A 12,331-nucleotide genomic window follows, 5' to 3' on the forward strand; every position below is an offset into this window, starting at 1 on the left:
ATGACAGGAGACAACATGGCAACATCGACGCAGTCGCTGCCGGGCTCGTCCGGCGCATTCGAGGAAGCAACCTACCGCAAGGTGTCCTGGCGGCTCACGCCGCTCCTGCTGCTGTGCTACGTGGTCGCGTATCTCGACCGCGTGAACGTCGGCTTCGCGAAGCTGCAGATGGCGAGCGACCTGAATCTCAGCGACACGGTCTACGGGCTCGGCGCCGGGATCTTCTTCTTCGGGTACTTCCTGTTCGAAGTCCCGAGCAACATCATCCTGCACAAGGTCGGCGCGCGCGTCTGGATCGCGCGCATCATGGCGACGTGGGGCGTGATCTCGATCCTGACGATGTTCGTCACGACGCCCGCGATGTTCTACGTGATGCGCTTCCTGCTCGGCGTCGCCGAAGCCGGCTTCTTCCCCGGCGTGATCCTGTACCTCACCTACTGGTATCCCGCGCACCGGCGCGGCCGGATGACGACGTTCTTCATGACGGCCGTCGCGCTGTCCGGCGTGATCGGCGGCCCGATCTCCGGCTTCATCCTGAAGGCGTTCAACGGTGTGAGCGGCTGGCACGGCTGGCAATGGCTGTTCCTGCTCGAAGGGATCCCGTCGGTGCTGGCCGGCGTGCTGGTGTTCTTCGCGCTCGACGACCGGATCGCGAAGGCCAAATGGCTCACCGACGACGAAAAGGCGCTGCTCGCGCGCAACGTCGACGCGGAGGAAGCGACCAAGGAAGACCTGCCGCTAGGCGCGGTGATGGCGAGCCCGCGCGTGTGGCTGATGGCGCTCATCTACTTCTCGTTCGTGATGGGGCTGTACGGCGTCGGCTTCTGGCTGCCGACGATCATCAAGGCGACCGGCGTGACCGACACGTTCATGATCGGCCTGCTGTCGGCGATTCCGTATGCGGCGGCGGTGGTCGCGATGATCCTGATCGCGCGCAGCGCGGACAAGCGCCGCGAACGACGCTGGCACCTTGCGATTCCGGCCGCGTTCGGTGCGCTCGGACTCGTGCTGTCGGTGATCTGGGCGCACCAGACGGCGCTCGCGATGCTCGGGCTCACGCTCGCGACGATGGGCATCCTGACGACGCTGCCGCTGTTCTGGAGCCTGCCGACCGCGTTTCTCGGCGGCACGGCTGCCGCGGCGGGCATCGCGATGATCAACTCGATCGGCAACCTCGCGGGCTTCCTGAGCCCGTACCTGATGGGCTGGCTCAAGCAGGCGACGGGCGCCAACGACGCGGGCATGTACATGCTCGCCGGGTTTCTCGTGCTCGGCGGGCTGCTCGCGCTGTCGGTGCCGAAGCGGCTCGTCGACAAGTGACGCGACGCGCAGCGGTGGGGTTCGTCGCGAACGAGGACGGCCTGCCGCGCCGGCTCCGCACGCAGCGCGTCCGGCCCGGCAAGCCGGGACCCAATGAGAAAAGCCCCGAAGGCCATCCGGCGTTCGGGGCTTTTTTACGCGCGGCGGGCAAGCGCCGCCGCGTCAGACCACGGTGATCGCGAGCGCGCTTTCGCGGTAGTGCTTCGCCGCCTTGTCGGTTTCGCCGAGATGCTCGAACAGGCGGGCGAGCGCACGGTGCGCACGCACCTTCAGCGCCTCGTTGTCGGCCTGCTTCAGCGCGGCTTCGAGGAACGACTGCGCCTTGCCCCACAGCTGCTGCTGCTGGCAGAGACGGCCGAGCGCGAACAGCAGGTCGGCATCGTCCGGGTGATCCTTCTTCCACCCTTCGGCCTTCTGGATCAGCGGCAGCGCATCGCCGCCGGCCGTGTCCGGATAGCGGCGCAGCAGGCGCGCATCCCAGTTGTGCGCGAGCGCGTCCTCGACGATGCGACGCGCTTCGGTGCGACGCTCGAGCGCCACCAGCAGGTCGGCCGCGAGATCGGCCAGGCGCGGCGACTGGCGTTCGAGCGGCGACAACGACTGCCACACCTCGAGCAGCGCGTCCGGGTCGTGCCGGCGTTCGCGCAGCAGATTCTCCGCCGCTTGCTGGCGCAACCGGACAGCCGCGGCCGGATGCAGCGCCTCGCGCTTCTCGAGCGCCTTCGCGAGCTTCAGCACCTCGGCCCAGTTCTTCAACTGCTGCTGCGCGCGCAGCGCGACCTGCTGCGCGTGGATGCGCTTGCCGCCCGCCTGCAGGTCGGCCAGCGCGGCGAGCGCGCCGTCGGCATCGCGCGCATCCGCGCGCATGTCGGCCGCGGCGAGCAGCCGTGCATCCTGCCACTCGGGCGCGTCGACCTTCGACAGCCAGTCGTCGCGGCGCGTGTACTCGTGCATCCGGTGCGCGGCGGTGGCCGCGACGAGACTCGCGGCACCCTGGTTCGCGTCGACCGCGAGCGCGTCGCGCGCGGCCTTCTCGGCACGCGAGAAGCGGCCCGCGTACAGGTTCGCGATCGCATCGCGCAGCGACGCCTGCGCCTTCTCGTTGCGCGAACGCGCACGATAGGCGGCGACCCGCTGCGGCATGCGCCAGATGTTGCGCACGATGCGCAGCAGCGCGTACACGACGATGAACAGCACGACGATGGCGATCACGAACAGGTTCAGCGACACGTCGATCCGGTACGGCGGATAGACGAGCAGCACCTGCCCCGCGTCGAAATGGCCGACGGTGGCGAGTGCCGCAGCGATCGCGAACAGGATCGCGAGCCAGACGATTCCTCGAAGCGTCATCGTTACCCCCGGCTCTTGAACTGCTGAACGGCGTTCAGGCTCGTGTTCAGATTCGGCACCGCGACCGTCAGCGATGCGCCGTCGACCTGCTTGAGCAAGTCCTCGACGGATTGCGTATCCTTCGATGCCTGGTCGAAATACTTGCCGAGCGACGCCTGCGCGGCGTGCAGGTCGGCCCTCATCGCGCCGTCGTTACGTGCGAGCAGCGACAGCCGCGCGGTGAGCAGGCGCAGCTTCACGTTCTCACGCACGAAGTAGCCCTGGTCGGGCGACGCGAGCATCGCGTCGGCATTGTCGATCCGGCGCACCTGCACGAGGCCCTTCAGCTGCTCGCCGAGCCCGGCCGAGAAGTCATGCCACCACACCTTCCAGCGCGGCGTGTCGGCTGCCACCGGCGACGCGGCGTCGGCCGGCGCGGCCTTCGGCGCCGCGTGCGGGACGATCGCCTCACCCGACAGCGGCAGCGCGTCGATCTTCGCGATCGCGTCGTCGAGCTTGATCGCGAGGCCCGTGAGGTCGGCCGACGGCGCGGCCTTCAGCGTCTCGATGTCCTGCGCGAGCGCCTTGCGCACCGTGACGGCCTGCGCGCTCTGCGACGTCGCGAGGCGCGCATCGGCATTCTGCAGCGCGATCAGCGCGAGCTGCGTGTTGCCGGTGAGCTGCAGCTGCTGGCTCGCGCTCGACAGCATCTGGTCGACTTCCTCGAGCATCCACGCATCGCGGTTGCGCGACAGATCCTGGTATTGCTGCTGCAGCGCCTGCTGCGCGCTCTGCGCGTCGGCGAGCTTGCCGTCGAGCTGCGCGAGTTGCGTGTCGACCTGGTGCGTGCCCGCGAGCGCCTGCTCGGTCTTCATGCGGGTTTCGGCCGTCTGCGCATCGAGCGCCTTCTGGCGTGCGACGAACGAATCGTCGAGCCGGTCGACCTTGCGGTTCAGCGCATAGCCGCCGACGCCCGCCGCGCAGCCGAGCACGACGACGACGAACCACAGCGCCGCGCTGCCGCCGCGGCGCGCGGGCGGTTCGGCGCCCATATAGGCAGGACGGGACGGCGGTGCGGATGCAGCGGCCGGCTGGGAAGCGACGCTTTTGGAATCGTTGGTATCTGTCATGCGTTTAGTCACCGGTGCGGCTGTCGCCGGTTGGACGGCCTCGTCGGCCATCGTTCGAAACGCGCGGACGATGCGCTCATCGCCCGCGCCGGTCAGCGTAATCCTATCAAAACCCAGTGCGCGCGCGGTCTGCTCGATGCGCGGGTGCGGCGTCACGAGCGGCGCATGCTTCAGCGCGTCGATCTCGGCGTCGTTCAGGTGCGTGCGCGCGAGTTCGTGCAGGTTGCGCACGCCCTCCGAGCTCGTGACGAGCCACGCGTGCGGCGCGCCGGCGAGCAGCGCATGCACGCGCTCCCACGCGCCGATGCGTGGCTCGGGCACGACGCGTCGATACGCGGCGGCGAGCGTGACGTCCGCGCCGGCTTCGCGCAGCCGCTCGGCGAGCCATTCGCGCCCGCCGTCGCCGCGCACGATCAGCACGCGCTTGCCCGCCAGCGCCGGCGTGCCGCCGAACGCGGTCTCGATGCTCGCGAACAGGCTTTCCGAATCGTAATGCGGGACGCCGCCGTCGGCGGGCGCCTGCGGCGCGATCACGCGATGCGCGGGCGCCGCGATGCCGTGGCGCTCGAGCGCCGCGACGCTGCCGGGGCCGACGACGCCGACCGGCAGCGCATTCGGCCAGATCGCACCGTACTGCGCGAGCGCGCGGTCGATCGCGTTCGGCGACACGAAGATCACGAGCGCGTAGTCGGCGAGCGCCGCGAACGCGGCGTCGAGCGGCGCCGGATCGTCGACCGGCGCGATGTCGATCAGCGGGAATTCGAGCACGTCGCAACCGGCGTCGGCCAGCTGGGCCGCGAGCGCGGCCGACTGGCCGTCCGGGCGCGTCAGGACGGCGGTGAACACGCGCGCGCCGCCCGCCATCAGGCGTCGCCCTTGCCGGCCTGCGAGCCGGCGAGCAGTGCCTTGACGATGTCGAGCGCGCCCTGCGCCTCGAGCTCGTCGGACACCGCGCGGCCGAGCGCGAGCGCGTCGGCGACGGTCATGACGGCGCCGCACTCCTCGGCGGTCAGCACGCGCTGGCCGTCGGTCGTCGACACGCGGCCCGTCAGGTACAACTCGCCCGCGCGCCACACCGCGTGCGCGGCAAGCGGCACCTCGCAGCTGCCGCCGAGCGCGCGCGACACCATCCGCTCGGCCTCGACCGCGAGCGCGGTCTGCGGGTCGTGCAGCGGCGCGAGCCATCCGGCGACGTCCGTGCGGTGCGCGGCGATCTCGATGCCGAGCGCGCCCTGGCCGGCGGCCGGCGGGCTGTCCTCGACGTCGATCAGTGCACGGATCCGCGTTTCGAGGCCAAGACGCTTCAGGCCAGCGGCCGCAAGAATGATCGCCGCGTAATCGCCGCGATCGAGCTTCGACAGGCGCGTGTCGAGGTTGCCGCGCAGCGGCAGCACGTTCAAGTGCGGATAACGCGCACGCAGCATCGCCTCGCGGCGCAGGCTCGACGTGCCGACGACCGCGCCGGCCGGCAGCGCGTCGAGCGACGCGTAGTCGTTCGACACGAATGCGTCGCGCGGATCCTCGCGCGCCATGATCGCGGTGAGCGCGAAGCCGTCGGGCAGCGCCATCGGCACGTCCTTCAGCGAATGCACGGCCAGGTCGGCGCGGCCGTCGGCAAGCGCATTCTCCAGCTCCTTCACGAACAGGCCCTTGCCGCCGACCTTCGACAGCGTCCGATCGAGAATCTGATCGCCACGGGTCGTCATCCCGAGGATTTTCACGTCACAAGCTGGATATAATTTGCGCAGCGCATCACGCACGTGTTCGGCTTGCCACATCGCCAGGCGGCTCTCGCGCGAAGCAATCGTCAGCGTCGCGGGGGCGGATGCCGAAAGAGTCTCGGAATTCATTGCTGGAACATCGAAGGACGGGATTGAAGATCGAACAATGGTAGCACGCACGCTTCGGCCCGCCCGGGCCCGGAGCCTGCGCCCGCCGTGCTTCGGCGCGAGCGGCGACACCGATGCGCGGATGTGCCGCACCCAGCTGGTTGCTTGACCGCAGTTCCCGTAGTTTCCGCAGTCCCCGCAGTCCCTTTTGACTCGAGCTTTCGCAAGGAAACCCATCGTGAAGTCTTCCGGATCGGCGCGTACCGTGCGCCGCAATGCTGCCTTGCCCTCCCCCGACGCCCCGACGGGCACCCTCGCCACCGCCGCGAACGGCCGTGCGAAAACGGCAACGAAACCGAAAGACCCGATACGTCAGACAAAACGCGCGATCAAGCCCGCCGGCCCGGCTGCCCGCAAGACCGGCGCGGCGAAGCCCGGCACCCGCACGCGCGAGGACAAGGACGGTCCGCTGTTCGAGGACATCCGCTACCTCGGCCGCCTGCTCGGCGACGTGGTGCGCGAACAGGAAGGCGACACCGTGTTCGACGTCGTCGAGACGATTCGCCAGACCGCGGTGAAGTTTCGCCGCGAGGACGACAGCGAGGCCGCGCAGACGCTCGAGAAGAAGCTGCGCAAGCTGACGCCGGAGCAGACGGTGAGCGTCGTGCGCGCGTTCAGCTATTTCTCGCACCTCGCGAACATCGCGGAAGACCGCCACCACAACCGCCGCCGCCGCATCCACGCGCTGGCCGGCTCCGCGCCGCAGCCCGGCACCGTCGCATACGCGCTCGAGCAGCTGAAGACGACCGGCAACGCGTCGAAGCGCCTGCTGCAGCGCTTCTTCGACGATGCGCTGATCGTGCCGGTGCTGACCGCGCACCCGACCGAAGTGCAGCGCAAGAGCATCCTCGACGCGCAGCACGACATCGCGCGCCTGCTCGCCGAGCGCGACCAGCCGCTGACGGCGCGCGAACGCGCGTACAACGAATCGATGCTGCGCGCGCGCGTGACCGCGCTGTGGCAGACCCGCATGTTGCGCGACTCGCGCCTGACGGTCGGCGACGAGATCGAGAACGCGCTGTCGTACTACCGCGCGACGTTCCTCGACGAACTGCCCGCGCTGTACGGCGACATCGAGGCCGCGCTCGCCGAGCACGGCCTGTCCGCGCGCGTGCCGGCGTTCTTCCAGATGGGCAGCTGGATCGGCGGCGATCGCGACGGCAACCCGAACGTGACCGCCCCGACGCTCGACGAAGCGATCAACCGCCAGGCCGCGGTGATCTTCGAACACTATCTGGAACAGGTGCACAAGCTCGGCGCCGAGCTGTCGGTGTCGAACCTGCTGGTCGGCGCGAACGACGCCGTGAAGGCGCTCGCCGCCGCATCGCCCGACCAGTCGCCGCACCGCGTCGACGAACCGTATCGCCGCGCGCTGATCGGCATCTATACGCGGCTCGCCGCGAGCGCGCGCGTGCGGCTCGGCGAAGGCACGGTGCCGGTGCGCAGCGCGGGCCGCGGCGCACCGCCCGTGCGCGCGATTCCGTATGCGGATTCCGAAGCGTTCGTCGCCGACCTGAAGGTGCTGACCGCGTCGCTCGACGAACACCACGGCGCGTCGCTCGCCGCACCGCGCCTCACGCCGCTCGTGCGCGCGGCCGAGGTGTTCGGCTTCCACCTCGCGAGCATCGACCTGCGCCAGAGCTCGGACATCCACGAAGCCGTGGTCGCCGAGCTGTTCGCGCGCGCTAGTGTCGAAGCCGACTACGCGGCGCTCGCCGAGGAGGACAAGCTGCGCGTGCTGCTGGCCGCGCTCGCCGATCCGCGCCCGCTGCGCTCGCCGTACCTCGAATACTCGGCGCTCGCGCAGAGCGAGCTCGGCGTGTTCGAGAAGGCCCGCGAGGTGCGCGCGCAGTTCGGCGCGCGTGCTGTGCGCAACTACATCATCTCGCACACGGAAACCGTCAGCGACCTCGTCGAGGTGCTGCTGCTGCAGAAGGAAACGGGCCTGCTCGACGGCGTGCTCGGCGGCCATGCGAAGAACGGCCTGATGGTGATTCCGCTGTTCGAGACGATCCCCGACCTGCGCGACGCCGCGCGCATCATGCGCGAATACTTCGCACTGCCGGGCGTCGACGCGGTGATCGCGCACCAGGGTGCCGAGCAGGAAGTGATGCTCGGCTACTCGGACAGCAACAAGGACGGCGGCTTCCTGACGTCGAACTGGGAGCTGTATCGTGCGGAACTCGCGCTCGTCGACCTGTTCCGCGACCGCAAGATCACGCTGCGCCTGTTCCACGGCCGCGGCGGCACGGTCGGCCGCGGGGGCGGCCCGACCTACCAGGCGATCCTGTCGCAGCCGCCGGGCACCGTGAACGGCCAGATCCGCCTGACCGAACAGGGCGAGGTGATCGCGAGCAAGTTCGCGAACCCCGAGATCGGCCGGCGCAACCTCGAGACGGTGGTCGCCGCGACGCTCGAGGCGTCGCTGCTGCCGCAATCGAACGCGCCCGCGCAGTTGCCCGCGTTCGAAGCCACGATGCAGACGCTGTCCGACGCCGCGATGGCGGCGTATCGCGCGCTCGTCTATGAAACGCCCGGCTTCACCGACTACTTCTTCTCGTCGACGCCGATCACCGAGATCGCCGAGCTGAACATCGGCAGCCGCCCGGCCTCGCGCAAGCTGCAGGATCCGAAGCACCGCAAGATCGAGGATCTCCGCGCGATTCCGTGGGGCTTCTCGTGGGGCCAGTGCCGGCTGCTGCTGACGGGCTGGTACGGCTTCGGCAGCGCGGTGAGCGCGTATCTCGACGGCGCGCAGGACGCGGTCGAGCGCACGAAGCGCGTCGCGCTGCTCAAGAAGATGAACAAGACCTGGCCGTTCTTCGCGAACCTGCTGTCGAACATGGACATGGTGCTCGCGAAGACCGATCTCGCGGTCGCGTCGCGCTACGCGCAGCTGGTCGCCGACCGCAAGCTGCGCAAGCACGTGTTCGAGCGGATCGTCGCGGAATGGGAGCGCACGTCGCAGGCACTCGAGGAAATCACCGGGCACGAAGGCCGCCTCGCGACCAACCCGCTGCTCGCGCGCTCGATCAAGAACCGCTTCCCGTATCTCGATCCGTTGAACCACCTGCAGGTCGAGCTGATCAAGCGTCACCGCGCGGGCGACACGAACGCGCGGCTGCGCCGCGGGATTCACCTGACCATCAACGGGATCGCGGCCGGCCTGCGCAACACGGGCTGATCCGCGCGCGGCACGGGCCTGCCCCGCGCCGCGCCGGCATCGCGAAACGAAAGCCGCGATACGCAATGCACGCGTATCGCGGCTTTTTTCATCGAGAGGCGCGAACGCAACGGCCGACGCGCCGCGTGCTTACTGCGCGTCGATCAGCAACGCATCGTGCTCGAACGATCCATCCAGCTGCACCGCGTAGTAGCCGCGCACCTCGTCGGGCGCATGCACCCACAGCGCACGGATGCCCGCGACGCTGTCGGCCGGCGTGCGGATCCGCTCGACCCACGTATCGAAATCGATCGGCAGGCGCCAGCGGCTCTGCACGTGCGCGTCGAACCCGGCGCCGCGGAACATCGCGAGCCATTCGTCGGCGCGGTAGTCGCGCACGTGCGACGCGTCGCGCAACACTTCCGCGGCCTGCAGATACGTGTCGAGCAGCGGATGGTCGTTGCCCGCGATGTCGATCATCAACACGCGGCCGCCCGGCTTCAGCACGCGGCGGACCTCGGCGAGCGCCGCGCGCACGTCGTGCCAGTGATGCGCGCTCATCCGGCTGATCACCCAGTCGAAGGTGCCCGCGGCGAACGGCAGCCGCTCGGCCGGCCCCTGCTGCGTGCGGATGTTCGCGAGCCCGCGCTCGCGCGCGGCGGCGTCGACGGTCGCAAGCATCGGCGCGGCGAGATCGTACGCGACCACGTCGCGCACATGCGGTGCGACCGCGAAGCTCGCGTGGCCCGCGCCGCAACCGAGATCGAGCACCGCGGCCTCGGGCGTCGCGCGCACGGCGTCGGCCAGCGCCTGCAGATCGGCACCCGTCGCGTGGACCGTGCTCGTCAGGTAGGCGGCTGCCGTCGTGCCGAATGCGTCGGCGACCTGGTCGTGGTGTTTCATCGTTCGCTCCTTCCTTGGGTGGGGCGCGCGCTGCCTGCCAGCGCGCGAATCGCTACAATAGGGCCGCGCTTGTACCAGTACAAGTTAAGCAGTTATTCTGGTATTTGTTACACCTGCCTGATCCCTGCCACGATCTTCGTCGCGCCCCCGGCGCCCCTTTCCGTCGATTCAGTCGTTTCAGCCGTTTCCGCATGAACCAGCCGTCCTCCGCCCCGACCCCGCCCCTCGACGCGACGCCCGCCCGCGCACTCGGCGAATTCATCCGCGCGCACCGCGAACGGCTGTCGCCGCAGGCCGTCGGCCAGCCGCCCGGCCCGCGCCGCCGCACGCCGGGCCTGCGGCGCGAGGAAGTCGCGCAGCTGTGCGGCGTCAGCCCGACCTGGTACACGTGGATCGAGCAGGGCCGCCCGGTGTCCGCGTCGGCCGATGCGCTCGCGCGGATCGCCGTCGCGCTGCAGTTGTCGAAGGCCGAGCGCGCATACCTGTTCGAGCTGGCCGCGCAGCGCGATCCGGCCGAGCCCGACGTCGCGGCCGGCGACTTGCCGCCGACGCTCGCCGCAACCGTCGCCGCGATCGCCACGCCGGCGTACGTGCTCGACCGGCAATGGAACGCCCTCGCATGGAACGCGCCGGCCGCCGCGCTGTTCACGGGCTGGCTCGACGGCGAGCACGACCGCAACCTGCTGCGCTTCACGTTCATGGCGCCGGCCGCGCGCACGCTGATCGTCGACTGGGAAACCCGCGCGCGCCGGCTCGCGGCGGAATTCCGTGCGGACTCGATCCGCCACCTCGCCGACGCGCCGACCCGCGCGCTGATCGACGCGCTGATGGCCGGCAGCGATGCATTCGCGCAGTACTGGGCGTCGCAGGACGTGTTCGAGCGCGAAGGCGGCCTGCGCGAATTCGACCATCCGGCCGACGGCCGTCTCGTGTACCAGCAGATCACGCTGAAGCCCGCGCACCGCGAGGACCTGAAGCTGGTCGTCCTCGTGCGCGACTAGGGCCCGCTCCCGCCAACGACGGGAACAGGCGCCGCCGACGGCCCGCGCCGGCGAAGGCCGGCCGCCGGCCCCGCGAATGCTAGAATTGCGGGATTCCCTCGGCGGCGCACGCCGCCCAACTCCCCTTCGAAGAATCGCCATGACGTCCCAACTGCACAAAAAGGGCGAGGCCTGGTCGGCCCGCTTCTCGGAACCGATGTCGGAGCTGGTCAAGCGCTACACGTCGTCGGTGTTTTTCGACAAGCGCCTCGCGCTCGTCGACATCGCCGGCTCGCTCGCGCACGCCAGCATGCTCGCGGCGCAGAAGATCATCAGCGCCGACGACCTCGCCGCGATCGAACGCGGGATGACGCAGATCAAGGGCGAGATCGAGCGCGGCGAATTCGAATGGCAGCTGGATCTCGAGGACGTCCACCTGAACATCGAGGCGCGCCTGACCGCGCTGATCGGTGACGCCGGCAAGCGCCTGCACACGGGCCGCTCGCGCAACGACCAGGTCGCGACCGACATCCGTCTGTGGCTGCGCGGCGAGATCGACCGCATCGGCGGCCTGCTGAACGACCTGCGCGGCGCGCTGATCGACCTCGCGGAGCAGAACGCGGACACGATCATGCCCGGCTTCACGCACCTGCAGGTCGCGCAGCCGGTCACGTTCGGCCACCATCTGCTTGCGTACGTCGAGATGTTCACGCGCGACGCCGAGCGCATGCGCGACTGCCGCACCCGCGTGAACCGCCTGCCGCTCGGCGCGGCCGCGCTCGCCGGCACCAGCTACCCGATCGACCGTCACGCGGTGGCGAAGACGCTCGGCTTCGACGGCATCTGCGCGAACTCGCTCGATGCGGTGTCGGATCGCGACTTCGCGATCGAATTCACGGCGGCATCCGCGCTCGTGATGACGCACGTGTCGCGTTTCTCGGAAGAACTCGTGCTGTGGATGAGCCCGCGCGTCGGCTTCATCGACATCGCCGACCGCTTCTGCACCGGCAGCTCGATCATGCCGCAGAAGAAGAACCCGGACGTGCCCGAGCTCGCGCGCGGCAAGACGGGCCGCGTGAACGGCCACCTGATGGCGCTCCTCACGCTGATGAAGGGCCAGCCGCTCGCGTACAACAAGGACAACCAGGAAGACAAGGAACCGCTGTTCGACACGGTCGACACCGTCGCCGACACGCTGCGGATCTTCGCGGAGATGGTCGCGGGCATCACCGTGAAGCCTGACGCGATGCGCGCGGCCGCGCTGCAGGGCTTCTCGACCGCCACCGACCTCGCCGACTACCTCGTGAAGCGCGGGCTGCCGTTCCGCGACGCGCACGAAGCCGTCGCGCACGCGGTGAAGATCTGCGACGACCGCGGGATCGACCTCGCCGACCTGACGCTCGACGAAATGAAGCAGGAACTGCCGAACGTCGCGCACCTGATCGGCGACGACGTGTTCGACTACCTGACGCTCGAAGGGTCGGTCGCGAGCCGCAACCACCCGGGCGGCACCGCGCCCGATCAGGTGCGTGCGGCGGTCGAGGCCGCGCGCGCCGCGCTCGGCAAGTAAGCACGCTGTCACGAGCGGACGCCACGGGGCGTCCGTTATTCATTCGG

Annotated in this window: 8 protein-coding genes; 4 read left to right on the plus strand and 4 right to left on the minus strand. The window is 69.6% G+C overall.

Annotated elements, in window-relative coordinates:
* The first annotated feature begins 15 nt into the window (after positions 1-15).
* Positions 16-1,320 (plus strand): MFS transporter, encoded by a 1,305-nt coding sequence (locus DIE06_RS20955; protein WP_124662989.1) that lies wholly within the window; start codon positions 16-18, stop codon positions 1,318-1,320.
* Positions 1,321-1,482: 162 nt separating this feature from the next.
* Here DIE06_RS20955 and DIE06_RS20960 read toward each other — a convergent pair whose 3' ends face one another.
* From DIE06_RS20960 to hemC, 3 genes are read right to left on the minus strand one after another with little or no spacing between them, the layout of a single operon-like run.
* Positions 1,483-2,670, minus strand: a complete 1,188-nt coding sequence (locus DIE06_RS20960; protein WP_124662990.1) for a heme biosynthesis protein HemY — start codon at positions 2,668-2,670, stop codon at positions 1,483-1,485.
* Between the two features lie 2 nt (positions 2,671-2,672).
* The gene (hemDX, locus tag DIE06_RS20965) at positions 2,673-4,643 is read right to left on the minus strand and encodes a fused uroporphyrinogen-III synthase HemD/membrane protein HemX (RefSeq protein WP_124662991.1); all 1,971 of its coding nucleotides are present in this window, start codon (positions 4,641-4,643) and stop codon (positions 2,673-2,675) included.
* Positions 4,643-5,629 (minus strand): hydroxymethylbilane synthase, encoded by a 987-nt coding sequence (hemC, locus tag DIE06_RS20970; protein WP_124662992.1) that lies wholly within the window; start codon positions 5,627-5,629, stop codon positions 4,643-4,645. The genes hemDX and hemC overlap by 1 nt, the downstream gene beginning before the upstream one ends.
* A 217-nt stretch (positions 5,630-5,846) precedes the next feature.
* Here hemC and ppc point away from each other — a divergent pair, with 217 nt between their 5' ends.
* On the plus strand, positions 5,847-8,852 hold the full coding sequence (ppc, locus tag DIE06_RS20975; RefSeq protein WP_124662993.1) for a phosphoenolpyruvate carboxylase: 3,006 nt from the start codon (positions 5,847-5,849) through the stop codon (positions 8,850-8,852).
* 129 nt (positions 8,853-8,981) lie between these two features.
* On the opposite strand, the gene DIE06_RS20980 is transcribed toward ppc, so the two are convergent.
* Complete coding sequence (locus DIE06_RS20980) at positions 8,982-9,734, minus strand: class I SAM-dependent methyltransferase (RefSeq protein ID WP_124662994.1); 753 nt, start codon at positions 9,732-9,734, stop codon at positions 8,982-8,984.
* A gap of 191 nt (positions 9,735-9,925) precedes the next feature.
* Between DIE06_RS20980 and DIE06_RS20990 the strand changes: the two genes are divergently transcribed.
* Together DIE06_RS20990 and argH are read left to right on the plus strand one after the other, a co-directional pair.
* Entirely contained in the window at positions 9,926-10,735 is an 810-nt protein-coding gene (locus DIE06_RS20990) for a helix-turn-helix transcriptional regulator (RefSeq protein ID WP_124662995.1), read from the plus strand.
* A 139-nt stretch (positions 10,736-10,874) separates the two neighbouring features.
* Positions 10,875-12,284 (plus strand): argininosuccinate lyase, encoded by a 1,410-nt coding sequence (gene argH / locus DIE06_RS20995; RefSeq protein ID WP_124662996.1) that lies wholly within the window; start codon positions 10,875-10,877, stop codon positions 12,282-12,284.
* The last annotated feature ends 47 nt before the right edge of the window (positions 12,285-12,331 follow it).

The organism is Burkholderia sp. Bp8998 (assembly GCF_003854235.1).
Lineage (GTDB): Bacteria > Pseudomonadota > Gammaproteobacteria > Burkholderiales > Burkholderiaceae > Burkholderia.

Excerpts from the sequence above, each read along its gene's own strand:
- DIE06_RS20955 (WP_124662989.1), top strand. The coding sequence starts at position 16 with ATGGCAACATCGACGCAGTCGCTGCCGGGCTCGTCCGGCGCATTCGAG.
- DIE06_RS20960 (WP_124662990.1), bottom strand. The coding sequence starts at position 2,670 with ATGACGCTTCGAGGAATCGTCTGGCTCGCGATCCTGTTCGCGATCGCT.
- hemDX (WP_124662991.1), bottom strand. The coding sequence starts at position 4,643 with ATGGCGGGCGGCGCGCGCGTGTTCACCGCCGTCCTGACGCGCCCGGAC.
- hemC (WP_124662992.1), bottom strand. The coding sequence starts at position 5,629 with ATGAATTCCGAGACTCTTTCGGCATCCGCCCCCGCGACGCTGACGATT.
- DIE06_RS20980 (WP_124662994.1), bottom strand. The coding sequence starts at position 9,734 with ATGAAACACCACGACCAGGTCGCCGACGCATTCGGCACGACGGCAGCC.
- DIE06_RS20990 (WP_124662995.1), top strand. The coding sequence starts at position 9,926 with ATGAACCAGCCGTCCTCCGCCCCGACCCCGCCCCTCGACGCGACGCCC.
- argH (WP_124662996.1), top strand. The coding sequence starts at position 10,875 with ATGACGTCCCAACTGCACAAAAAGGGCGAGGCCTGGTCGGCCCGCTTC.